The sequence below is a fragment of the Gemmata palustris genome, assembly GCF_017939745.1.
Lineage (GTDB): Bacteria > Planctomycetota > Planctomycetia > Gemmatales > Gemmataceae > Gemmata > Gemmata palustris.
Genome location: NZ_JAGKQQ010000001.1, coordinates 3406783 through 3431333, shown reverse-complemented (window position 1 = coordinate 3431333; position 24551 = coordinate 3406783). Strand labels below are relative to the sequence as shown.

14 protein-coding genes are annotated in these 24551 nt (G+C 65.8%); 11 read left to right on the top strand and 3 right to left on the bottom strand.

Annotated elements, in window-relative coordinates:
• Positions 1–329: 329 nt before the first annotated feature.
• Complete coding sequence (locus J8F10_RS38880) at positions 330–1499, top strand: transposase (RefSeq protein WP_246522717.1); 1170 nt, start codon at positions 330–332, stop codon at positions 1497–1499.
• 31 nt (positions 1500–1530) lie between these two features.
• On the opposite strand, the gene J8F10_RS14060 is transcribed toward J8F10_RS38880, so the two are convergent.
• Entirely contained in the window at positions 1531–4305 is a 2775-nt protein-coding gene (locus tag J8F10_RS14060) for a PSD1 and planctomycete cytochrome C domain-containing protein (RefSeq protein WP_210654496.1), read from the bottom strand.
• A gap of 281 nt (positions 4306–4586) precedes the next feature.
• Entirely contained in the window at positions 4587–7421 is a 2835-nt protein-coding gene (locus J8F10_RS14055) for an MGH1-like glycoside hydrolase domain-containing protein (RefSeq protein ID WP_246523331.1), read from the bottom strand.
• Positions 7422–7629: 208 nt separating this feature from the next.
• Here J8F10_RS14055 and J8F10_RS14050 point away from each other — a divergent pair, with 208 nt between their 5' ends.
• Positions 7630–8931, top strand: coding sequence for a PQQ-like beta-propeller repeat protein (locus tag J8F10_RS14050; RefSeq protein ID WP_210654494.1), 1302 nt, complete (start codon positions 7630–7632; stop codon positions 8929–8931).
• A 61-nt stretch (positions 8932–8992) separates the two neighbouring features.
• On the opposite strand, the gene J8F10_RS14045 is transcribed toward J8F10_RS14050, so the two are convergent.
• The gene (locus tag J8F10_RS14045) at positions 8993–9919 is read right to left on the bottom strand and encodes a D-alanyl-D-alanine carboxypeptidase family protein (protein WP_210654491.1); all 927 of its coding nucleotides are present in this window, start codon (positions 9917–9919) and stop codon (positions 8993–8995) included.
• 147 nt (positions 9920–10066) lie between these two features.
• On the opposite strand from J8F10_RS14045, the gene J8F10_RS14040 reads away from it, so the two are divergent.
• The 9 genes from J8F10_RS14040 (at position 10067) to J8F10_RS14000 (ending at position 24548) form a co-directional block, all read left to right on the top strand.
• Entirely contained in the window at positions 10067–12403 is a 2337-nt protein-coding gene (locus J8F10_RS14040; protein WP_210654489.1) for a DUF4139 domain-containing protein, read from the top strand.
• Between the two features lie 150 nt (positions 12404–12553).
• Complete coding sequence (locus J8F10_RS14035; RefSeq protein ID WP_210654487.1) at positions 12554–13522, top strand: ADP-ribosylglycohydrolase family protein; 969 nt, start codon at positions 12554–12556, stop codon at positions 13520–13522.
• A 246-nt stretch (positions 13523–13768) separates the two neighbouring features.
• Positions 13769–16063: an aminotransferase class I/II-fold pyridoxal phosphate-dependent enzyme gene (locus J8F10_RS14030; RefSeq protein ID WP_210654485.1), complete on the top strand. Its 2295-nt coding sequence runs from the start codon at positions 13769–13771 to the stop codon at positions 16061–16063.
• Positions 16064–16279: 216 nt separating this feature from the next.
• Positions 16280–18412, top strand: a complete 2133-nt coding sequence (locus J8F10_RS14025) for an outer membrane protein assembly factor BamB family protein (RefSeq protein ID WP_210654483.1) — start codon at positions 16280–16282, stop codon at positions 18410–18412.
• Between the two features lie 927 nt (positions 18413–19339).
• Positions 19340–20617 carry a PQQ-dependent sugar dehydrogenase gene (locus tag J8F10_RS14020; RefSeq protein WP_210654481.1) on the top strand — a complete coding sequence of 426 codons (1278 nt, stop codon included), beginning with the start codon at positions 19340–19342 and terminating at the stop codon, positions 20615–20617.
• On the top strand, positions 20614–21573 hold the full coding sequence (locus J8F10_RS14015; RefSeq protein ID WP_210654478.1) for a DUF1559 domain-containing protein: 960 nt from the start codon (positions 20614–20616) through the stop codon (positions 21571–21573). The genes J8F10_RS14020 and J8F10_RS14015 overlap by 4 nt, the downstream gene beginning before the upstream one ends.
• Before the next feature lie 95 nt (positions 21574–21668).
• Complete coding sequence (locus J8F10_RS14010) at positions 21669–22235, top strand: hypothetical protein (protein WP_210654477.1); 567 nt, start codon at positions 21669–21671, stop codon at positions 22233–22235.
• 59 nt (positions 22236–22294) lie between these two features.
• The gene (locus J8F10_RS14005; RefSeq protein ID WP_210654475.1) at positions 22295–22666 is read left to right on the top strand and encodes a TIGR03066 family protein; all 372 of its coding nucleotides are present in this window, start codon (positions 22295–22297) and stop codon (positions 22664–22666) included.
• Between the two features lie 364 nt (positions 22667–23030).
• Positions 23031–24548, top strand: coding sequence for an L-lactate MFS transporter (locus J8F10_RS14000; RefSeq protein ID WP_210654473.1), 1518 nt, complete (start codon positions 23031–23033; stop codon positions 24546–24548).
• Positions 24549–24551: the final 3 nt, after the last annotated feature.

Below are 24551 nucleotides of genomic sequence, written 5' to 3'. Positions count from 1 at the left end.
GTTTTAGCGCTGTCGGTCTCATCGTAACGGATCGAACGAGCCGCGACCGCAAGGGAGTGGTGCCGCGGCTCCCCGGTGTGTCGAACCGCGCCGGCTGGGGCTATTGCGCCTCCCGCTCCCTTGCGGTCGCGGCTCGTAAACCCCCGGTCGCAGCGGATCGAACGAGCCGCGACCGCAAGGGAGCGGTGCTGTGGCTCCCCGTGTGTCGAACCGCGACGGCCGGGGCTATTGCGCCTCCCGCTCCCTTGCCAGTAGTTTCAAGTGATTTGGCAGTGCCGCATGGGAGTTCCTAAGTTCAAGGTTCTCAGGCACTTGAACGGGAGCCTCCCATGCGACGTGGTTACTCTACGATCACCCCGGCGGTGGTCCACGCACTGACGCGCCGAACGTTGGAACGGGCCCTGGGTTGGACCGACTACAAGCGGTCGGTCACGCGCACCCAGTTGCTCGACCTGGTGCTGTTGATCGCGGGCACCACCCGCACGTTGTTCGCGGTAGTGACCCGGTACTTCGGGTTCTCCCACGAGACCGCGCGACAGGCGATGCACGCCAACCGGGGTTCCCGGGACCAACTCACGGCCCGGTTGGTGGATGCCCTTCACCAGGTGGCGGGGTTCACGCGCCGGGACCGGAGGCGCCGGTGGACGTGTGCCATCGATGTGCATTACGTCCCCTTTTATGGGGATCGCAGCACCCCGGGGATCATCGGCGGACCCAAGAAGGCCGGGACCTCGTTCTTTCACGCGTACGCCACCGGGGTACTGATTCACAAGCACCGGCGGTACACCGTGGGGCTGATGAGCGTGACGAAAGGAACCAAGCCGCACCAGCAGGTGCAGACCCTTCTGGACCAGGTGGCGGCCCGCGGGCTCACGGTCCGCGGGGTGGTTCTGGACGCCGGGTTCGACAGCGGGGAGACCCTGTTGCTGTTGCAGGAACGGAACCTGAGCTACACGGTCCCGATGCGCAAGAAGGGCACCGGTACCAACCGCCGCAACGCCAGCTACACCCAACCCCACGGCACCATCACCACCATGGAGTGGGTCACCGAGAAGAGCCGCAAGGCGGTATCGACTCGGGTGCTCGTGTGGCAACGGAAGGGCGAATCGCACGCCCGGGTGTACGCGTTCCGCGGGTGGGGCGATGCGACCGCCGTGTCGGAGGCGAACCGGGCTCGGTTGGGGCGCCGGCGGTACCGAGAGCGGTTCGGGATCGAGACCAGCTATCGGCAGAAGAACCAGGCCCGCGGGTGGACCACCAGCACCAACCCCGAGTACCGGTTGCTGCTCGAGGGCGTGGCCCTGCTGTTGCGCCAGGTGTGGGTGTACCTGACGCTCCGGATCGCTCGGGCACGCGGGCTCGCGCCGACCGCCTGGGTCGCCCAGTTCCCGTTGGCCGAGATGCTCGACTGGCTCACGCAACGGATCCGCTCACGATACCCACGCACACGATGTATTACCCTGCCACACAATACACTTACAACCAACGCAACGCCTTGAAACTACTGTTGCGGTCGCGGCTCGTAAACGGCTAATCCACGAACAGGAACGCGGCGGAATTCAGTACCGTGTGGCAGTAGGTCGCCAGTGCCTTGAGTTCGACGGTATCGCTGGCGGGTTTGCTCGCGGCGAGTTGTTTGCTCCAGGTATTGGCCAACTCGCGGATCGCGTCGCGGCCGAGCTGCTTCTCCTCGTCGGTCGGCAACCGGCTCAGCGCGATCAGGTACACGGCTTCGACCTGCTTCCCGCGATCGTCACCCGCGACCCGGCGCACGCGCTTGGCGAACTCGGTCGCGAGTTGCTCCACCATCCCGTTGTTCATCAGGTGGAGGGCTTGCGGAGCAACGGTCGAGTCGCGGCGCTCGATGCAGTTCGGGTTCATTTGCGGGAAGTCGAACGTTTCGGCGTGCGTGGCCGGCTGCTTGCGCGTTTGCTGCACGTAGACGAGTCGGCGCCAGCCCTTCGCGTTCCCGCCGGGGGTCACGAGGCCGTCTTTGCGCACTTGCACCGCGTCCGCAGGGCCGCCGCGGGTTTCGTCCAGTTTGCCCGCGACCAACAGGAGCGAATCGTAAAGCGCTTCTGCGTCGAGCCGGACGAGCGGCATGCGCGAGTAGAGCGCGTTCGCGGGGTCGAGCTTTTTCGCTTCGGGCACGATCGCGGATGATTGCCGGTAGGTGGTGCTCGTCATGATGAGCCGGTGCATCGCTTTGATGCTCCAAGGGGGAGAACCTACCCCCCCGGCCCCCCTCCCTGAAGGGAAGGGGGAGGAAGAACCAGCAGTTGTTTTAAGCCCCTCTCCGTTTAGGGGAGGGGTTGGGGAGGGGTTAACAAACTCGCGCGCGAGCCAATCGAGCAATTCGGGGTGCGTGGGCGGGGCGCCGGCTTTGCCGAAATTCGCGAGCGTGGGCACGATTCCGGTGCCGAAATGGTGCTTCCAGATGCGGTTCACCATCACGCGGGCCGTGAGCGGGTGATCGGGTCGCGTGAGCCACTTCGCGAACGCGAGCCGCCGACCGGTCTGCTTCGCGCCCGGCCACGGCGGTTTCACCTCGAACGGCGTCTTACCGTCCGTGAGGACGGACGGCACACCCGGCCCGACGAGCGCGCCGGGCATCAGGTAATCGCCGCGCCGGTAGATGTACGTCGGTGACGGTTCCCCGCGGTCCCAGATCGCCTGGACCTTCGGTTCCGGTGTCGGCTTCGCGCCGGGCTTGCCGTTCTTTGCTTCCCACACCTTGCGCTCGGCCGTGGTTACAAGGGAGAGCAGGCGCGGGGGAGCAACGTCGATGCTCTCGGGGCCGATACCGGGGCGAATTTCCGGCTTGAGCCAGTCGTATTCGTCGAGCGCACCTTTAAACACCGCGACGAGCCGGTAATAGTCGCGGTGCGGGATCGGGTCGAACTTGTGGGTGTGGCACCGGGCGCACTTCATCGTGAGGCCCATCAGCGCGGAGCCGAGAACGTCGATCTGGTCGGCCATCACCTCGATGCGGTCCGGGACGAACCCGGTGATGTTCGCCCAGGTCGCGTCCGGCGTCATTCGGAGGAACCCCGTGGCGACGAGATTGTCATAAATCTGCGGCGTGATCTCCTTCGTGCTCATGTAGTCCGCGAGTTCGTCCCCCGCGAGCTGTTCCTTCAAGAACTGGTCGTAGGGCTTGTCCGCGTTGAAGCTCTTGATGACGTAATCGCGGTAGCGCCAGGCGTGCGGGCGCGGGAGGTCTTGTTCGCGTTTACCTTCGGAGTCCGCGTAGCCCGCGAGGTCGAGCCAATAGCGCCCCCAGCGCTCGCCGTAGCGCGGCGAAGCGAGAAGCTTGTCGACCAACTTCTCGTAAGCGTCCGGCGCTTTGTCTTCGAGAAATGCCTTCACTTCGGCCGGTTCGGGTGGCAGACCGATGAGGTCGAAGTACGCCCGGCGCACGAGCGCTGCGCGATCGGCATCTGGCGCGAGCGAAAGACCCTTTGCTTCAAGCTTCTGAAGGACGAACGCATCGATCGGGCTGCGGACGCGGGTGCCGTTTCGCACCGCGGGCACCTTCACCGGTTGCGGCGGGCGGAACGCCCAGAAGTCCCGGTCCTTATCGGTGACGAGCGCGTCGGGCGTCGTGGTTGCGGTGTCCGGTTGCACGTCCACGACCGGCGCGCCGGCGGCGATCCACTTCGTGAGCGTCTCCAGTTCGGTCTTGTCCACCGGCTTCACGCACGCTTCGACGAGCTTCGTTGGGGGGGGCATCTGATCGGCCGCGATCCGCTTGATAATCAGGCTCTCGGCCGGTTTGCCCGGTACGAATGCGGGGCCGGATTTCCCGCCCTTCAGCATCGCTGCCGGGGTCCGCAAGTCGAGGCGCGCTTCTTGCAAGTGCCGACCGTGGCACGCCGTGCAGTGTCGCAGCATGATCGGGATCACGTCGTGCTGAGTCAGCTTCGCTTCCGCGATGCCGTCGGGCACCTTTGCGCCGGCCGCGATCCACCGTCGGAGCGTGTCAACTTCGGTCACCGCGAGCGTGTCTTTCTTGCCTGGAGGCATCGCGCCCTTGTGGACCATCTCGTAGAGCGGGCTTTTCTCCGGCTTGCCGGACACCACCGTGGGGCCGGATTCGCCGCCCTTCAGTACCCCGGCGGGTGTGCTCAGATCGAGATCGCCTTTCTTCACTTTCTCGCCGTGGCAGCGCACGCACTTCGCGCTCAGGAGTGGGGCCACGTCGGTCGCGAACGACGGGGTGGGGGGATCGGCCGCGAACGCGGGGCCGCCACCGGTCAGGAGGACCGAGCTGACGAGCCAGACCGGGAATCGCGTGTGGCGCATGAAACCCTCGACGCGAGCGCGGTGGGAGAAGGTAGGCGAGGACTGCCTCCAGTGTACCGAGCGAAGTGGCGGGAATCGAACTCTATAAGTTGCCGGGACGTGCGAATGCGCGTGTCGCAGGCCGTCCGGGGATGGATTCTGCGGTTGGTGCGGTGTTCGTAGTACGAACACCGGTCTGGTTCCGCGCCGGCAACAGATCAGGGCGCGTGCTGAGAAGCACCCTCATTCGGGGACCGCGAGCGCCCTGTCCGCGGTCCCCGAATGAGGGCACTGTGGGATTTCTAATGTTGCCCCGTGCGGGCCGACTTACCCACCGACACACCCGAAGGCTGGCCCTGGACCGGCGCGGGTTCAGCCGAGATGAGCTCGTCGTAGAGCTTCTCTCCGCGGCGCGGAACCAGCAGCTTCGCCACGAGCGCCGTCCAACCGGTCTGGTGGCTCGCGCCCAGGCCCGCACCGTGGTCGCCGTGGAAGAACTCGTGGAACAGCAGGTAGTCGCGGAAGTGCGGGTCGCTCTGCATCTTCGCGTACTTGCCGAAACACGGGCGCAGGCCGTTCGCGTCGCGCAGGAACAGGCGGGTGAGGCGCCGGGTGATTTCCACTCCCGCTTCCAGTACCGTGATCTGCTTCTCACTGCCCAGCGGGAACTCGATCTTGAAATCGGTGCCGTAGTAGTGGTGGAACTTCTGCAAGCTCTCGATGATGAGGAAGTTGACCGGGAACCACACCGGCCCGCGCCAGTTCGAGTTGCCGCCGAACATCCCGGTGTCCGAGTCGCCCGGCACGTACCCCACCGAAACCGTGTGGTCGCCCATGCGGAACGTGTAGGGGTGGTCGCGGTGGTAGCGCGAGAGCCCGCGCACCCCGAACGCGCTGAGGAACTCGTTCTCGTCCATCACGCGCGAGAGCAGCTTTTTGATGCGGTGCCCGCGGAGCAGCGAGAGCAACCGCCGCTCGCCGCGCCCCGGCTCGAACCAGCGCGACACCAGCCCGGCCATGTCCGCGCGGTTCTCCAGCACCCACCGCAAGCGCGCCGCGAACTCGGGCATTTTTGCGAGCAGCTCCGGCTCCAGAACTTCCACCGCGAACAGCGGGATCAGCCCCACCATCGAGCGCACCTTCAGCGGTTCGACGCGGCCGTCCGGGAGCGTGAGTTCGTCGTAGTAGAACCCGTCGTCCTCGTTCCACAGCCCGACGCCCTTGCCGGCCATGTCGGTCATGGCCTTCGCGATGCCCAGGAAGTGCTCGAAGAACTTGATCGCGATGTCTTCGTACACGGGGTTGCGCGTCGCTAATTCGAGCGCGATGCGCATGAGGTTCAGCGCGTACATCGCCATCCACGCGGTGCCGTCCGCCTGGTTGATGAACCCGCCGGTCGGGAGCGGGTGGCTCCGGTCGAACACCCCGATGTTATCCAACCCCAGGAACCCGCCCTGGAACACGTTCCGCCCCTGTGCGTCCTTCCGGTTCACCCACCAGGTGAAGTTAATCATCAGTTTGTGGAACACGCGCTCCAGGAAGCCCCAGTCCGCGTCCGCTTCGCACTCCTCGGGTTTGCCGTGCGATTCGTGTCCCCCGGTGCGGAGCGTGTGGCGGTGCTTGCGGTCGATCTGGAACACGCGCCACGCGGCCCAGGCGTGAACCGGCGGGTTCGCGTCGGAGAAGTTCCACTCGTAAGCGGGCAACTGGCCGTTCGGGTGGGTGTACCACTCGCGGCACAGCAGCAGGAGTTGGTCCTTGGCGAACTCCGGGTCGAACGGCGCGAACGCGACCGCGTGGAACGCGGTGTCCCACGCGCAGAAGTACGGGTACTCCCATTTGTCCGGCATCGAGAGGATATCGGCCGCCTTGAAGTGCTGCCAGTCGCTGTTGCGCGCGTACCAGCGCTGTTCGGGCGGCGTGATGGTGGCCGAGTCGCCCTTCAGCCAGCGGTACGTGTCGTACTGGTAGAACTGCTTCGTCCAGATCAGCCCCGCCACGGCCTGGCGCTGCACGCGGCGCGCGTCCGCGTCCGGGATGTCCTGCTGGAAGGTCTCGAAATACTGGTCCGCTTCGGCGATGCGGTCCGCGAACACCTGATCGAACGCGACGAACGGGTTGTCGGGGCCGTCGGAGGCGTGTCGGAGCCGGCACCGGACCGTGACCGACCCGCCCGCCGGAACGGTGAACGTATAGTGCGCCGCGGTCTTGGTGCCCGAGCCCTCCGGGTTCACTGCGGCCCGGTTGCCGTTGATAACGTACTCGTTAAACCCGTCCTTGAAATACCCCTCGCCCGGCGTGTTGAAGAGCGCGGGCGCGTTCGTTTCGTTGTCGGTGAACAGGTACCCGACGCGATCGAGCGGCGGGACGCTCTCGTTGAACGTTTCGCCGGACTGCTGCGCGTCGCCGGCCCAGAACCGGTACGCATCCCATTCCGGGTGGAAGACCTTGAGCCCGCCGTGCGATGAGGGCAGGAACGCGGGGCGCGGTTGATCGGGCTTCCAGGCCCAGGTGTTGCGGAACCAGAGCGTCGGCAGGATGTGGAGGTCGGCCGCGTCCGGCCCGCGGTTGTGCGCGGTGACGCGCATCAGGATGTCGCGCGGCCCGGCCTTCGCGTACTCCACGAACACGTCGAAGTACCGGTTGTCGTCGAAGGTTCCGGTGTCGAGGATCTCGTACTCGGGGTCGTGGCGCCCGCGGCGCTTGCTCTCGTCGTGCAGTTGCTCGTAGGGGAAGCGCGCCTGCGGGTACTTGTAGAGCATCTTCAAGTACGAGTGCGTCGGCGTGGCGTCGAGGTAGTAGTACAGCTCCTTCACGTCCTCGCCGTGGTTGCCGTCCTCGTTCGGCAGCCCGAACAGGCGCTCTTTCAGGATCGGGTCCGCGCCGTTCCACAGCGCGAGCGCCAGGCACAGGTACTGGCTGTCGTCGCTGACGCCGGCGAGCCCGTCCTCGCCCCACCGGTACGCGCGCCGGTGCGCGTGCCAGAACGGGAAATAGCCCCACGGGTCGCCGGTGGGCGAGTAGTCCTCGCGCACGGTGCTCCACTGCCGGTCCGCGAGGTACGGCCCCCACCGCCGCCACGCGGGGAGCTCGTTGGTATCGTTCAGCCGATCGTGTTCGGGATTCGTTGTGGACATGAGAGGACTTTCCAGAAGAACCTACCCCAAACCCCCTTCCCTAAGAAGGAAGGGGGAGCCGGATGAAGCCCTCCCGAATTTCAGGGAGGGTTGGGGAGGGGGTGTCTCGTGCCCACAATGTACCTGCGCGCGGAGCGCTTGTCCGTTGTAACCCGCATATCTTCTGGGTAGTCTGAACGGGCTCACCCGCTCAACCGGAACCCTCCCCATGCGTACTCGTCTGCTGCTCGCTGCCTTCAGCCTCTTCACTTGCCCGCAACTTTATGGCGCGGATTCGTGGCCCGGGTTCCGCGGCCCCACCGCCGACGGACACGCCACAAGTAAGAACGCGCCCACAAAATGGAGCGAAAAGGAGAACGTCGCCTGGAAGACCGCGATCCACGGGAAGGGCTGGTCGTCGCCGGTCGTACTCGGGGATCAGGTGTGGGTGACGACGGCCGACGAGGTGCTCGACCCGAACCCGAAGCCGGTGAAGGGCGGCCCGCCGGCGAACCCCGTAAAGGAAGTGAATTATTTTGCGGTGTGCGTGGACCGCAAGAGCGGGAAGGTGTTGCACGACACCAAACTGCACACCGACCAGAAGCCCCAATACTGTCACCCGTTCAACAGCTTCGCGTCCCCGACGCCGTTCATCGAAGGGGACCGGCTGTACGCACACTTCGGCAGCCCCGGAACGTTCTGCGTCGACACCGGAACCGGTAAGGTGCTGTGGGAGCGGACCGACCTGAAGTGCGACCACTTCCGCGGCGCCGCGTCGTCGCCGGTCGTGTACGGCGACTTGCTGTACCTCGTCTTGGATGGGGCCGATTTTCAGTTCGTCACCGCGCTCGACAAGCGGACCGGCAAAACGGTGTGGACCACCGATCGGAAGATCAAGTATTCGACCGACAACGGCGACTACAAGAAGGCCTATGGCACGCCGGCACTGTTCGCCGTCGGTGGGCAGCCGTGGTTGGTGTGCCCGTCGGCCGAATGCACAATGGCCTACGACCCGAAGACCGGCGCGGAACTGTGGCGCCTCACGCACGGTGGGATGAACGGCGCGGCCCGGCCGGTGATGGCCAACGGGCTGATGTACCTGACCAGCGGGCACACGGGTAAGCTGTTGGCCGTGAAACCCGAGGGGCTGTCCGGCCCGGTGTCGAAGGACGCGGTCGCGTGGCAACTCGCGAAGAACGTGTCCACGCGCCCGTCGCTCCTGGTGGCCGGCGATCGGCTGTTCATGATTTCCGATAATGGCATCGCGTCGTGCGTTGAAACCGCGACCGGCAAGGTGGTGTGGAGCGAGCGGCTCGACGGCGAGTTCTCGTCGTCCCCCGTGCTGGCTGGAGGAAACGTGTACTTCTGCAACCAGATCGGCAAGACCTTCGTGGTGAGGGCCGACGCAGACTCGTACACGCTCGTTACGGAGAACCGGCTCGACGGCGGGTTCATGGCGTCGCCTGCAATGGCGGGCGATGAACTGTTCCTGCGAACGAAGACGCACCTCTACGCGATCGGCAAGAAGTGAGGTCTCTCTGGGACCGCGGGCGTCTTGCCCGCAGTCCCAGGGGAATGCCGCGCTGCGGAATTCACTTCACCTTTGACCCGTGGCCGCGCTCGCGCCACGCCCAGCGGTACAGGTTCCGCGCGTCCGCGTATCGGCTATCGTTGGACGTGCAGCCCAGAACGACCACGAGCAAGTGATCGGACTCGTACCGCCCGCTCGAAACGAGGCACGAACCGGCCGCAGTCGTGGTGCCCGTCTTCACGCCCTCGTACCCCTCGATGTCGAGCAGCTTGTTGGTGTTGCCCCAAGTCACCTCGCGCTTCTTGCCGTCCGCATCGATCACTTCGCACGTGTGGCGCCGGGTCCGCACGTACTTCGCGAACGTCGGGTTCTTGAGCGCGGCGAACGTCAGCGCCAGGAGGTCGCGCGCGCTGGCGACGTTCTTGCTCAGGCCGTGCGGGTCGAGGTACTTGGTGTCCCCCATCTTGAGGGCCTGCGCGGTGCGGTTCATCTCGGCGACGAACCGCGCCACCGCGTCGTCGGCCTTGCCGTCACCTTTGAAGCGCTTGCCGAAGTGCTCGGCGAACGCGGTCGCGGCGTCGTTGCCGGACGGCAGGAGCAGCCCGTAGAGCAGGTCGCGCACGGGCACCTTCTCCCCGGCCTTGAGGTCGGAAGAACTGCCCGGGGTTTTGTCCGCGGCCTCGGAGAACGTGACCACCTCGTCGAGCACCTTCGCGTCCTCGGCCGCGAGGCGCAGCACGATGTACGCGGTCATGATCTTCGTCGTGCTCGCGATCGCGAGCGGCTCGTGCTCCTTCGAGCCCCACAGCACCTTGCCCGTCTTGCCGTCGGCAACGGCCCACGCCTTCGCGCTCACGACCGGCGGGCCGTCGATGTTCTCCGCGGGCGCCTTCGCCGGGAGCGGCTTTTCCTGCACCGGGCGCGCGGGCGCGAGTGCGGCCGAGAGCGCAAGAATCACGAACGCGAACGAGCGAGACCGTCGGTGCATGGTCGTCTTCCAGAGGAACCGGGGGCGTGTAACAGCGCACGATGTTGGTGCAGGCGCGGGTGCCCGCGTGCCGTTATCATCGGGAGCGCGCTGCGAAACGACACTACCCGATCCCGGCCCCGCGGGGCACCCTTTTGGAGAGTTCCCATGAAGAAGTGGCTGTTGGTGGCTCCGGTCGCAGGCGCTTTGGGACTCGGAGCGGGTGTGGGCGCGGACAAACTCCTGAGCGCCGCGGGCGACGCGAAGCAAGACCTCAAACCCGCGACCACACTCCCGCTCACGCGGGTGGTGCTGTTCAACAGCGGCGTCGGGTACTTCTCCCGAAGCGGCGAGGTCGAGGGCGAAGCGCGAGTAGACCTCACGTTCCCCGAAAGTGACGTGAACGACCTGCTCAAGAGCATGGTCCTCGAAGACTTCGGCAACGGTCGCATCAGCGCCGTGTCCTACGACTCCCGCGAGCCCATCGCGCGCACGCTCGGTTCGTTCGCGATCAACCTGAACAACAACCCGACGTTCGCGGGGATCATCAGCCAGTTGCGCGGCGAGCGCATCGAAGTTGCGGTCAGCGCGACCGCCGCGAACCAGCCGGGCAAGCTCACCGGCACGATCGTCGGGGTCGAGAAACAGAAAGCCCCGGCCGGCACTCAAACGACCGAGATCGAGATTTTGAATATGTGGTGCGCGGAGGGTATGCGTGCCATCAAGATGACCGATGTCCAATCGCTGCGGTTCAGCAACCCGGTCATCGAGAGCGAGTTCCGTCGCGCCCTGGAAGTCCTAGCACTGAGCCATGATTCTCAGAAGAAGGCGGTTCAGTTGCACTTCGCGGGCGAGGGCAAGCGCAAGGTCCAGGTCAGGTACGTCATCGATGCTCCCATCTGGAAGACCAGTTACCGGCTGTTGATGAACGAGAAGGAGAAGCCGTACCTGCAGGGCTGGGCGATGGTCGAGAACCCGACCGACGAGGACTGGACCGGGGTCAAGATGGCACTCGTGTCGGGGCGCCCGATCTCGTTCAAGATGGACCTCTACAACCCGCTCTACATCAACCGGCCCACCGTTGAACCCGAATTGTTCGCATCGCTGCGCCCCGTGACGTATCGCGGAGATATGAGCGGGCGCGCCAAGGGGTTGCAACAGGCGAAGACCGATCGTGAAGAGTTCCTCCTCAAGAGCATGAATGACGCCGAGAAAATGGGGCGGCTCGTTACCAATGACGATCCTGTTGCGGTGCAATTGTGGGCGTCTCAGCGCGCAGGTGCGCGCGGATTGGTCCCGGATTCCAAAACCCTGGGTGGTTCGGGAATGGGGGGCGCGACCGGTGAATCGCTTCGGAGGTTCGCCGAACATTGGGGCGAACTGGACGCAGTCCAGCGGGCCGCGATCGTCCGCGATCTCAACAGTAGTTTGCCCGACAAGTACCGCCCGATGATTAACAACTATTTCGCGGCGCTGGACCGGTCACACGGGTACGTCAATCGGATCGATGCGGGCGCGGTTGCGAACGCCGCGACCGGGGCCGCGCTGGGTGACTTCTTCCAGTACACGATCGACCACCCGGTTTCGCTCCCGCGCCAGAAGAGCGCGCTGTTGCCCATTGTGGGCAAGGACATTGAGGGCACGCGGGTTTCGATCTACAACCCCGCGGTGCAGGCCAAGCACCCGCTGCTCGGGCTGCGGTTCAAGAACACGTCCGGCGCGCACTTGAACCAGGGGCCGATCACCGTGTTCGAGGGGAGCGTGTACGCGGGCGACACCCGCGTGCTGGACGTTCAGCCGAACGAAGAGCGCCTGCTGAGTTACGCCATCGACCTGGGGACCGAGGTCGATCCCAAGGCCGGCGCCGGCGCGCAGAAGATCACCAGCGTGAAAGCCGTGAAGGGCATCGTCACCACCGCGACAAAGGTCACGGAGGAAACGACCTACAAGGCCGCCAACCGCTCGCAAACGGACCGCACGCTGTTGATCGAGCACCCGAACCGCACGGCCCAGCAGTTCAAGCTCATGGGCACCGATAAACCCGCGGAAGAGACGCCCGACGTGTTCCGGTTCCAAATTCAGATCAAAGCGGGCGAGACCAAATCGTTCACGGTCAAGGAAGAGAAGGACGTGACCCGAACCGTCGCGCTCACTAATGGCGCGGAAGACCAGATCCGCTACTTCATCTCGCTGAGTGAGGCCGGCCCCGCTCTCAAGCAGAAGCTTGAAGCCGCGCTGAAGCTGAAGGGCGAGTGGGACGTGGTGCAGCGCGAACTGAACCAAGTTGTGGCCGACCTTCAGCGGTTCACGGTCGACCAGGACCGTATTCGCAAAAACCTGCGCGAGACGCCTAAAGAGGCCGAAGTTTACGCCACCTACCTCAAGAAGCTCTCCGACCAAGAGAAGGAGATCGACACCCTCACCACGAAGCAGAAGACGTTGACCGCCGACGAGTTCAACGCGCGCAAGAAGTACGAAGACTTCCTCGCCAACATCAACGACTAATTCCCGTGGCGAACGCACTAGCACCCGCAGGCGTACTCTGGTGAGAGCTGTGTTGTTTTGGCTCGTGGCGTGCCAGCGACATTCGGCGCGCCGCCACAAAGACCGCGCTTTCACCAATCGGTGCCGGCCGTTCGCTCTTGAGTGCGCGCCATGAAAATCTGGGAGAGTTCCGCATCTCTGTCGGATCGCTTCGCCGGGTGCTTGCTCGGGTTGGCCGTCGGGGACGCGGTCGGCGCGCCCTACGAGGGGCTCACGCACGCAGACATCTTCTTCCAGTTCGGCACGCCCGATAAGCTCGTCACGAACCCGTCCGGCGACGCGCTCTTTTACACCGACGACACCGAGATGATGATCGGCGTGGCGGAAACGCTCGCCGAGTGCGGGCACATCGACGAAGCGCGCCTGTGCCGCGCGTTCGCGGAGAACTACCACCCGGAACGCGGCTACGGCCAGGGCGCGCGGCGCGTCATCGAGACGATGGCGCGAGGGGCCGACTACCGCACACTCGCGGCGAACATTTTCCCCGGCGGTTCGTTCGGTAACGGGGCCGCGATGCGCGTCGCGCCGATCGGGTTGCTGTTCGCTGATGAGCTGGACGAGGGGTGGGAGCAAGCGCGACTCTCGGCACTCCCGACGCACACGCACCCGCTCGGGATCGAGGGCGCGCAAGTGCTCGCCCACGCGACCGCACTGGCTCTGCACGCGACCACATTCGACCGAAAACAGTTCTACCGCGAGCTGCTTTCGCGCGCAACCACCGAAGAATTCCGCTGGCACCTCTCGATAGCCGCGAAGCTGAAGTCGGGCGATTCGTTATCCGGGTTGGGGAGCACGCTGCACGCCCACCGGTCTGTTGTGACGGCGATCGCGTGTTTCGCGGCCACCCCGAGCGATTTCGAGATGGCAATCGCCCGCGCGATCGGTTTGGGCGACGACACGGACACGGTCGCGGCGATGGCCGGTTCGCTGGTCGGGGCGTTCGCGGGGGTGGGTGCGATTCCGCCCGCGCTCCTGGAGAAGCTTGAGGACGGCCCCGCGAAGGGCCGCACACACATCACGCAATTGGCCGCGGAGTTGGTCACTCGGTACGAGCTACGGCGCGCGACTACGACTTCCTGAGTATCTGGGGCCGGAGCGTAGTCCGCTCGCTCCGCGAGCGGTTCGGCTCCCGGCATAGTTGCGCCTTCTCGTATTCACAGGGAACCAAGCCTCCTCATCGCGGAGCGAGCGGACTGCACTCGGGCATTTCGAGTTGTGAAAGCCGGCGGCGCGGGCCGCGTCTTATCTGTGGGCACGAACCAACGAGTGGGTCGGTGTGTCGTTTCACGAGGAACGTGTTCGAGCCCATTTCAGAAAGAGCCCATTGTGTCCGAACTCACACGCGAAGTCAGCCCCGCGTTCGTGGCGTTCAAGGCGTTCGCCGCAGACGCGCTCGCGCGCGAACCTGGCTTGAGGCGCCTGGACTGTTTGAACCCCGTCAAAGCCATCGCCCACGACTTCGATTTCTCATTTCCGCCTGAAATTACGCTCGAACACGCCTGGCGCCAGTACCTCAGCGTGCGGTTCGCACACAGTTTCCGCTCCGCCGGGGTACGCGACTCGCTTTTCAAGCTTTTCGCCGGCCCGCTCAACGATCGCTTTCTTTCGATTCCCGCGGACGTGTACCCGGTCTACCTGATGATCGCGCAGAAGGCCGGCGCGCGCTTCGAGACGTACCCGACGCTACCCGCGTTCGACATCGAAGGCGCGCTCCGCACCGACACCGTGCTACTAACGGCTCCACTCACCCCACTCGGCCGCGACCTCACCGAGCACGAGCTATCGGTCCTGCTACGATGGCTGAGCGCGGACACGAACCGGCTCCTGGTGATTGACCGCGTTTACGACTACGCCAATACCGCACGTCTTCAGCCGCTCATCGACACGAACCAAGTCATCGTCTGTTACTCCCTGTCGAAGAGTCACCTGGCGCCGATCGTGTCCGGGTTCGTGATCGCTCCCGAGCGCTTTGCGGTCCCCTCCGCGGACACGCCCGATGTCGACAAAGCGAAGGTGCTACTCACCCGGTACCGGCACTTCCCGCGCACGCAGCGGTCGATTTTCCGCTCGCGCTGGGACCGGCTTGCTGGCAGCATCCGCGCACTCGATGCCACCTGGCTGCCACCCGAATCGGGGTACCTGTCCGTAGTCAAAGTCCCGCACGCGGAGTTGCTGAACCGCGGCGTGCTGGCCGTTCCGGGCGACGTGTACGGGACGAGCAACGACACCTCGCTCGTCACCTGTTTGCACGAAACCAACGCAGACACGGAACTGGACGTGGTGGACCGGTTCCACGTCACCGCGCTGTCGAACTTCGCCCGCGGGTACGACAAGTATTCGCGCACCTACAGTAAGGCGAACATCCCCGAATCCACGTACCCCGACCAGTTCTACCTGCTCGCAAACGATCAACTCGATATCGGCTTCGCTAAAGTGCGAAAGCTGCTCCAGAAAACGGCCGCACGCGACCGGGCGATCGTGCTCCACACGCGCGTCGCGCGGCACGAACTCCGCGCCAACGAGCGTACCGGGCTGGGCGCGTACATCGAGCAGAATCGCGTCCGCGTGGTGCGGCTCCTGGACGACACCCTGAACGAACTCCGCATCGAAGACGCACTGGCCGCGTCGCTGGAACTGAACGGGAACCTCCGCGCCTGGGCCGACGTCAACCCGCGCTCGCTCTCGGTGCTGCCGATCGCCCGCGCGTGTCAGGCGAAGTGCGACTTCTGTTTCTCGCATTCGTCGATTTCCGATGAACAGGACCAGGGGCGGCTCGTGTTGCCGCGCTTTGAGGCCGCGTGCGTTGACAGTCGCGCGCGAGGCGCCGAGCGGCTCGTGATTACGGGCGGCGGCGAACCGACGCTCCTCGCGCACCACAAGTTGCTGGAAATCATGCGGATCGGCGCGAAACACTTCCGCAAGATCGTGATGATTACCAACGGCTACAAGCTCGGCCACGCGGACCCCGCCGACCGGCTGCGCACCCTACGCGACTACCACGAGAGCGGGCTTACGGTGCTCGCGCTCTCGCGCCACAGTCACGATCGCAACGCCGACATCATGCACCTGGAAACCCACTCCGAGTTGGTCGCGCGGACCTGGCAAAGTCACCGCGACGTGTTGCCCGGGTTGACGCTCCGATGGGTCTGCGTGCTGCAAAAAGCGGGCGTTTCGGACGAGCGAACGTTGCGCGACTACCTCACTTGGGTCACCGAGACCGGTGGTGAAGAGGTCTGCTTCAAAGAGCTCTACGTCGCGGCGAGTAACGAATCGGTTTATCACGACAGTACCTATAACTCGTGGTCCGCGGATCAGCAGGTGCCGCTGAGTCTGGTGACGGAGTTCCTTCGCAACAACGGTGCGGAGCGGGTCGGCGAATTGCCGTGGGGTTCGCCCGTCTATCGGCTCCGCTGGCGCGGGAAGGAACTGACCGTCGCCGCGTACACGGAACCGAGCGTGTTCTGGGAGCGCGCGAACGGCGTCTGCCGCAGTTGGAACCTCATGGCGGACGGAACGTGCTACGCGAACCTGGAAACGACGAGTAGCCTCATCGAGATCGGCCGCAACACGCACCCACTTCCGCTGCTCGAAACCGCTGATACCGTTCACGCGCCGCGCTGAGTGAATACCCGACCGCGCATCGGTGCCACCATTCGAGACACCGGTTCCTCGGTTCGCTGAACCGCACATCCCACCTCTGCAGACCCGACTCTGTGGCGCGGGCATTCTTGCTCGTGTCTCCCAATTGCGCACCGGGTCGTTCCTCTCGAGTGCGTTAGTGGTTAGAATACCGCCACATTTGCGGGCTCTGACTTTATCTCGAATGGAGGCGTGCTCATGCGCTGGTGTTACCTTTTGGTGCTCCTCCTCGGGGCGCTGGGCGCCTCGATCGCACCCGCGGCCGATCCGAAAATCGAGGCCCGCGAAGCGCTCTGGGCCGCGGTCCGCGCGGGAGACGAGAAGGTGATCGCGGCCGCTCTCGATAAGGGGGGCGACGTCAACGCCAAGAACGAGTACGGCATCACCGCGATGTGGATCGCGGCGAGCAAGGGGAAGACCGAGGTCATCGAACTGCTCCTCGCACGCGGGGCCGATCCCAGCGCACGCGACGGCATCTGGTATCAGACGCCCCTCAGCCAGTCCCTCAACAAACTGGAGAACGTGAAGGTGCTCCTCAAGGCCGGCGCGAAGGACGTCGATGCCGCCGTCATTGCGGCCGCGGGGCGCGGGAACCTGCCGATCCTCCAAGCGGTCCTCGATGGCGCGAAGGCGAAACAGGAGACGCTCGACGCCGCGCTCTTCGCGACCGCGGAGACGCAGAAGGAGATCCGCGCCGCGCTCACCAAGGCCGGCGCGAAACCGCTGCCGGTGGTCGATCAGAAGGACCGCGACGCCTGGCAACAGTTTGCCGGCAGTTACGAGAGCGAGTACGGCGGGGTGCTGAAGGTCGAGGTCAAGGACACCGGGCTGGTGACCGTTTCGGGCACGAGTCGCGTCGCGTACAAGCCGACGGGTCCGGGGGCATTCGCCCCGCTCGGTGTGGAGGAGAGTTCGCTTACGTTCGAGCGCAAGAGTGAGAAGGTCGTGCGGGTCATTTCCAGGCGGTTCACGGCGGAAGCTGCGTACTTCCCGCAGGGATCGAAGCCGGTCCCGAAGGAACCAGTCGCGCCCAAAGAGATCGCCGGCGCGAAGGTCGTCACGCCGGCGAACTGGCCGCAGTTCCGCGGGATCGATTCGACCGGCGTGGCCGACGGGCAAGACCCGCCGCTGACGTGGGACGCCAAGACGGGCACGAACATCCTGTGGAAGACGCCGGTCCCCGGACTCGGCCACTCGTGCCCGGTGATCTGGGGCGATCGCGTGTTCCTCACCAGCGCCGTCGGCGGGAACACCGAACTGAAGACCGGTAACTACGGCGACCCGAACTCGGTGAAGGACGACAGCAAGCTCGCGTTCCAGGTCGTCTGCCTCGACCGAGTCACGGGCAAGATTTTGTGGACGAAGACCGCGTTCGAGGGCGTGCCGAAGATCAAGCGGCACCTGAAGGGCAGCCACGCGAACTGCACCGCCGCGACCGACGGCCGGCGCGTCGTCGCGTGCTTCGGCTCGGAAGGGCTGTACTGTTACGATTTCGACGGCAAGCTGTTGTGGACGCGCGACCTCGGCACCCTCGATTCCAGCTTCGCGCTGGAGCAGCAGTACGAGTGGGGCTTCGCCGCCTCGCCGATCATCCACGAGGACCGCGTGATCTTGCAGTGCGACCTGAGCCGGGACTCGTTCATCGCCGCGTACAGCCTCGCTGATGGGTCGCGCCTGTGGACGACCCCGCGCGACGAGATCCCGTCGTGGAGCAGCCCGGCCGTGTGGCGGAACGCCAAGCGCGTCGAGATCGTGACCAACGCTTCGCAGTTCGCCCGGGGGTACGACCCGGCGACCGGGAAGGAGTTGTGGCGCCTCGACAAGAAATCGGAGGCGACCGTCCCCACGCCCGTACTCACGCCCGAGTTGGCGTTCGTGGTGAGCGGTAACCGACCCATTCAACCGCTGTTCGCGATCAAGCCCGGCGCGACCGGTGACATCTCCCTGAAGGCCGACGAGTCGGCGAACACCCACGTGGCGTGGGGCAAGTTGCGCGGCGGGCCGTACATGCCCACGCCGATCGTGTACCAGAAGTACCTCTACACGATCGGGAACGGGGGCATGGTGACGTGCTACGAGGCCGCGACCGGCAAGGAACTGTACAAGGAGCGCGTCGGCGGCACGAGCTACACGGCCTCGCCGGTCGCGGCCGACGGGCGCCTGTATTTCACCTCGGAACAGGGTGAGATTCGGGTGGTGAAGGCCGGCCCGGAGTTCGAGTTGCTGGCGGTCAACAAGATGGGCGATGTGTGCATGGCCACGCCCGCCATTTGCGGCGGCGCACTGTTCGTGCGAACGAAAGACGCTCTCGTCGCCGTTTCTCGAAAATGAGTCAGCAGAACTCAGTTGGGCCATATGATCGCCCTGTGAAACAACTTAGCTCCGCGCTTTTGGGGCGCGGGTAACATTCGCTAACATTTCGGGCCGGTGGGGAAGGGGACGCGGCCCGAAATCGCCCAAGTGCTGTGATTTCAAGTGCAATCGCGCTACCCCGTGCTCTGTCATCCCGTGCCGTTGGCTAACGTTCGCTGACAATTTCGCCGCCCGTGTCCCGTTTTTGCGCGCAGGTCACCCGCCCACAAACACGCCGAAATACGGTCGTGAACGGACACTTGGCGGTAATGATATTTTAGTGTACGGAATGTCAGAAATCAACTTTCACACGAGGTTCCTGGGGCGCTCGGAATGCCCTGTGTGCGCGTGGGGTTCCCGGGGTTGGTGCCGGTGGCGGCCCGGGTGCGCACGGGGTTCCCAGGGTGCGCGTTCCGCGACCCTGGGCTGAGCAATCTAACCCCTTCGGGGTACAAACCAAGCGCAGAGGGGCGCGCGGAGATATGGGGTACCGACGGTCCCACGTGCGTGGGTGAACCCCGCCTGCCAGGGCGGTGGGTGATGTCCACACACAATCGGGTGCCGGTGCGTGCGATGGGCCTACCCCGAAGGGGTTAGACTCCTCAGCCCAGGGTCGCGGCGCAGACGCGCACCCTGGGAACCCCGTGCGCACCACCCTGGCTGCCACCGGCACCCGCCCTCGGGAACCCCACGCGCGCCACCCGGCCTCTACCCGGTCCCCGGCGCGCGCTCCCTGATTTCCACTGGCGCCCACCGGCCGGGGCCATCGGCGCGCCACGTCTCGTGTGTGGCATACGGATTGCCTCATTGCGCCATCGTTCGCGTTCCTGACGGGAATGTGGGCCGCACTGCGCACCGACGCACCCACTCGCGCGACCCCGCGTTCCCGTCGTCCCGGAGACCACGATGCGCACACTTTTCCTCTCGCTCGGCGCGCTGACCTTCAGCGCTGTCCCGGTGATCGCCGCCGATCCGCCCGCCCCGCCCGCGCTGCCGCCGCCGTTCGAGACCAAGTCCGTCGTCAAACACCCGAAGGTGATCGGCTGGCCCGCCGGGAAGACGCCCACTGCCCCTGCGGGCTTCGCGGTCACGCTGTTCGCCGAGAAGTTCGATAGCCCGCGCTGGCTCTACGTGCTGCCCAACGGCGACGTGCTCGTGGCCGAAGCGCGCACGCTCCCGAAGAAGGACGCGAAGCCCGAAATGAAAGCGGGCCTGAAGGAATCGAAGACCGTCACGGGTAGTTCCGCGAACCGCATCACGCTGCTCCGGGACGCCGACAAGGACGGTACCCCGGAAGTGCGCGAGACGTTCCTGAGCGACCTCAACCAGCCGTTCGGAATGGCCCTCATCGGTGACCAGCTCTTCGTCGCCAATACCGACGGCGTGCTCCGCTTCCCCTACAAGGCCGGCGACACGAAGATCACCGCGAAGGGCACGCCGATCCTGCACCTGCCCATCGGCGGGTACAACAACCACTGGACCCGGAACATCGTGGCCAGTGCCGACGGGTCGAAGCTGTACGTCACGGTCGGGTCGGCGAGCAACGTCGGCGAGAACGGGATGAAGGAAGAGGCGCTGCGCGCCAACATCCTCGAAGTGAACCCGGACGGTACCGGGCTGCGCGTGTTCGCCGCGGGGCTGCGCAACCCGGTCGGCACCGCGTGGGAGCCGAGCAGCAAGGCGCTGTGGACCGCGGTCAACGAGCGCGACGAACTCGGCGACGAACTGGTGCCCGATTACATCACGTCCGTGAAGGACGGCGGGTTCTACGGGTGGCCGTACTCGTACTTCGGCAAGAACGAAGACCCGCGGCGCAAGGGCGAGCGCCCGGACCTCGTGGCGAAGGCCACCGCGCCCGATCTGGCGATCGGCTCTCACACCGCATCGCTGGGGCTGTGCTTCTGCACCGGCGCGGCGTTCCCGGAGAAGTACCGGGGCGGGGCGTTCATCGGCCAGCGCGGGTCGTGGAACCGGTCGAAGTTCGCGGGGTACCGGGTCGCGTTCGTGCCGTTCAAGGACGGCAAGCCGGCGAGCGGCCCCGAAGACTTCCTCACCGGGTTCATCGCCAACGACGACGAAGTGTACGGCCGACCGGTGTGCGTGTGCGTGGCGCCCGACGGCGCGCTTCTGGTCACTGATGACGTCACCGACCGCATCTGGCGCGTCGCCCCGGTGAAGAAGTGACGCGCCCGCGCGTACCCCGGGCGTTCACACTGATCGAACTGTTGGTCGTGATCGCCATTATCGGGGTGCTGATCGGACTGCTGCTGCCGGCCGTGCAGAAGGTGCGCGCGGCCGCGGCCCGGCTCTCGTGCCAGAACAACCTGAAGCAGATCGGGCTGGCACTGCACAACCACCACTCCGCGCTCGGCCGGTTCCCGGCGGGGCGCGGAACGCCCACTCCGGCCATCTTCTCGCCTCACGCCTACCTGCTCCCGTATCTGGAGCAAGACAATCTGCGCGGGCTAATCGACTACACCGCACCGCCTGCGGCGTTCACGGTGCCGCCCGCGACCGTGTACGACGGCTCGCGCAACTACCCCGCGGCCACGACGCTGGTTCGCACGTTCGTGTGCCCCGCGGACCCTTCTGACGGGCGCGTGCCGGGGTCACCCTTTGGCGGCACGAGCTACGCCGCGAGCGCCAGCAGCGGCGCGAACTCCGGCGCACTGGCGAACGCGGACGGGGTGTTCTTCCTGGGTTCGGCGGTGCGCCTGGAGGACATCGCCGACGGCACCTCGAACACCGCGGCGTTCTCCGAACGGACGATCGGGCCGGGCGCATCAAACACGAGTGACGTCCAGCGCGTGATGCTGGAGCTTCCCGGCGCGGGCGACACGACCGCGGCGACGTGCGCGCCCGCGAACGGGTCGTGGAACGCGGAGCGCGGGGCGAAGTGGATCGTGGGGAACTACGGGAACACGCTGTACAACCACGCCGAGACTCCGAACCCGCCCGGATGTGACTGCCTGAACGCGACCCAACAGAAGGGCCGGCTCGCGGCCCGCAGCGCCCACACGGGCGGCGTGAACGTGGTGCTGTGCGACGGGAGCGTGCGCTTCGTGCGCAACGACATCCCGCTCGCGGCGTGGCGCGCCCTGGCGACCCGCGCGGGGGGCGAAGTGGCAGCGGGGGAGTAGCTCGGCACAGAGCCAGTAGCTTCGCGTTCGGCGCGGGGGTAGAATCGCGCAGCACTGATCCCGGTCTCTCTGGCATCGAATCTCGGGGAGATGAGATGACACTTCACTTCGCCGGGTGCTTCGCGCTCGTGACGGCCCTTTCGGGTCCCACCGCGGCCCCGGTGCCGAAGGGCGCGGGGGCGACGATCTACTTCCCGATCACCCCGGGGGCCAAGTGGGTCTACGAGAAGCACGGCGGCGGCGAAGAAGCGGTGGTGGTCTCCGGGGTGGAGAAGGTCGGCGACGATCTGGTGGTGTCGCGCGCCGGGGTGGACGGGAACGGGGTGAATTACACGAAGATGCTCGTGTCGACCGAAGGGTTACGGCAACCCCGAGAGGGCGCGGACGGTAAGCCCGCGTGGCTGCTCAAGAGCGGGCTCCGGTCGGGCGACGCCTGGGACGTCCCGGACGGGAGCAAGCGGACGGTGTACGGCCCGGAGCCGATCGAGGTGCCGGCCGGGAAGTTCACGGCCCTCCGGGTGGTGTGGGAGTACGAGGGCGGGCGGATCACCTCGTGGTACGTGGCCGGGGTCGGGGAGGTGAAGCGCGTGCAGAAACTGGCCGGCGGGAAAGAGACTGTGAACCGGTCGCTAAAATCCTTCCAGGTGAACGAGAAGAAATAGCCGGCGCCCTAAAACGAGCGGGGACCGAGGCACTGAAACACCTTCTGAAAGGGAACGTGATGCGCGCGATGCTGATGGGAACGCTGGCGGTGCTGGTGTGCCACCCGGCGCTGGCAGAAGACAAGAAGGACGAGAAGATCGACACCGCGAAACTGGTCGGCAAGTGGGAGGCGAAGGACAAGATGGAATCGAAGGTCGTGCTCGAGTTCGCGAAGGACGGCAAGGCCCTACTCACCGTGACCCGGAACGACATGGAGTTCAAGGGCGAGGGCAGTTACAAGCTCGACGGCAACAAGATCTCCCTGACGATGAAGCTGGGCGACCAGGAACAGAAATCGGTCCGCACCATTACCAAGCTGACCGACACGGACATGGTCACCACCGACGAGAAGGGCAAGGAGCGCGCGTTCGTCCGGCTCAAGGACAAGTAAGTCGCACGGCCGGGCGAGCCGGCATTTGGCGAACGGCGCGGCGTGAGCCCGCCGGTGGCGCATCACCCCGCGAGCGCGGCACTTGGCGAACGGCCGGTGTCAGCCGGCCGGTGGGTGCGGCGCCAACCCCGGATCACTCATCGTTGCCGGTGCTCGCCCCGCAACGGTGCAGGTGGCACCGTGTGTAGCTCTCACCGGCCGGCTGACACCGGCCGTTCGCCCGGGAGCGCCGCAGGGACGCAGAGATTCGCGAACGACATTTGTAATGGAGGGGCACGGGGTTCGCTATCTCCCTTTGCTAGACCAGTGTGTGACGCGACAAAAGCCCGTCCGCGCCTGCACTTCGAGCGAACGAGACAACTCCATGTCCACTTTGGCCACTTCCGCACCAGGCTTCTTCGACCGCCAGCGCACCATCGCCCCGCCGGGATTCAACCGGTGGCTCGTACCGCCCGCGGCGCTGGCGATCCACCTCGCCATCGGCGAAGCCTATGCGTTCAGCGTGTTCAAGCTCCCGCTCACGAAGCTCGTCGGGATCACGGACCCCGCGCCCGGCGACTGGAGCCAGCCGGACGTGGCGTGGGTGTTCAGCATCGCGATCGTGTTCCTCGGGCTCTCCGCCGCGCTGTTCGGCTCGTGGCTCGATCGGGTCGGGCCGCGCAAGGCGATGTTCGCGTCGGCGGTCTGTTTCGGCAGCGGGTTCCTGGTGTCCGCGGTCGGCGTGTGGATGCACCAGCTCTGGCTGCTGTACCTGGGGTACGGCGTGCTCGGCGGGATCGGCCTGGGGCTCGGGTACATCTCGCCCGTGTCCACGCTCATCAAGTGGTTCCCGGACCGGCCCGGAATGGCGACCGGGCTGGCGATCATGGGGTTCGGCGGCGGGTCCATGATCGGCGCGCCGCTGTCGCGCGTGCTGATGGCCCACTTCCGCACGCCGGAATCGATGGGCGTGCGGGAAACGTTCCTGGTGATGGGCGTCGTGTACTTCGCCTTCATGATGTTCGGCGCGCTGACGGTGCGCATCCCGGCGCCCGGCTGGAAGCCGCCCGGCGCGGTGAAGAAAACGGTCTCGAGTGTCCCGAGCGTGACGCCGAACGCCGCGATCCGCACGCGGTCGTTCTGGCTCCTGTGGGCCGTGCTGCTCCTGAACGTGACGGCCGGGATCGGCGTTCTGGAACAGGCGTCGCCGATGATTCAGGAGATGTTCCCCGGGCACGTGCTGGAGGCCGCGGCGACCGGGTTCGTGGGGCTGCTGAGCCTCTTCAACATGGCCGGGCGGTTCGCGTGGTCGTCCACGTCCGACGCGCTCGGCCGCAAGCCGACCTACGCGATCTTCTTCGCGCTCGGCACGGTCCTGTACGCGCTCACGCCGACGACCGGGCACCTGGGGAACGTGGCGCTGTTCGTGCTGTGTTACGGGGTCGTCATCAGCATGTACGGCGGCGGGTTCGCGACGATCCCCGCGTACCTCCGGGACCAGTTCGGCACGGCGCAGGTCGGCGCGATCCACGGCCGGCTATTGACCGCGTGGTCGCTGGCGGGCGTGGCGGGTCCGGTGCTGGTGAACTACATCCGCGAGCACCAGATCAACAGCGGCGTGCCGAAGGCGGACGCGTACACGCTGACGATGTACCTGATGGCGGGGTTGCTCATCGTCGGGTTCGCGTGCAACCTGTTCGTCCGCCGAGTCGTGCCCGCTCAGCCGGCCGCAGCGGGCACCACAACGCAAGCCGCGACCACCCCATCCGAAGCGACTGCCCCGGTCGCGTTCGACTGGCCCACGCTGGCGTTCCGGTGGGCGTGGGTCGGGGTGCCGCTCGCGTGGGGCGTATCGCAGACGGTGATTAGCTCGCTCGCGCTGTTCACCCGGACGGGGTCGTAGCGG

Coding starts and splice junctions, on each gene's coding strand:
- J8F10_RS14010 (WP_210654477.1), top strand. CDS start 21,669: ATGACACTTCACTTCGCCGGGTGCTTCGCGCTCGTGACGGCCCTTTCG.
- J8F10_RS14060 (WP_210654496.1), bottom strand. CDS start 4,305: ATGCGCCACACGCGATTCCCGGTCTGGCTCGTCAGCTCGGTCCTCCTG.
- J8F10_RS14055 (WP_246523331.1), bottom strand. CDS start 7,421: ATGTCCACAACGAATCCCGAACACGATCGGCTGAACGATACCAACGAG.
- J8F10_RS38880 (WP_246522717.1), top strand. CDS start 330: ATGCGACGTGGTTACTCTACGATCACCCCGGCGGTGGTCCACGCACTG.
- J8F10_RS14005 (WP_210654475.1), top strand. CDS start 22,295: ATGCGCGCGATGCTGATGGGAACGCTGGCGGTGCTGGTGTGCCACCCG.
- J8F10_RS14045 (WP_210654491.1), bottom strand. CDS start 9,919: ATGCACCGACGGTCTCGCTCGTTCGCGTTCGTGATTCTTGCGCTCTCG.
- J8F10_RS14000 (WP_210654473.1), top strand. CDS start 23,031: ATGTCCACTTTGGCCACTTCCGCACCAGGCTTCTTCGACCGCCAGCGC.
- J8F10_RS14050 (WP_210654494.1), top strand. CDS start 7,630: ATGCGTACTCGTCTGCTGCTCGCTGCCTTCAGCCTCTTCACTTGCCCG.
- J8F10_RS14025 (WP_210654483.1), top strand. CDS start 16,280: ATGCGCTGGTGTTACCTTTTGGTGCTCCTCCTCGGGGCGCTGGGCGCC.
- J8F10_RS14040 (WP_210654489.1), top strand. CDS start 10,067: ATGAAGAAGTGGCTGTTGGTGGCTCCGGTCGCAGGCGCTTTGGGACTC.
- J8F10_RS14020 (WP_210654481.1), top strand. CDS start 19,340: ATGCGCACACTTTTCCTCTCGCTCGGCGCGCTGACCTTCAGCGCTGTC.
- J8F10_RS14035 (WP_210654487.1), top strand. CDS start 12,554: ATGAAAATCTGGGAGAGTTCCGCATCTCTGTCGGATCGCTTCGCCGGG.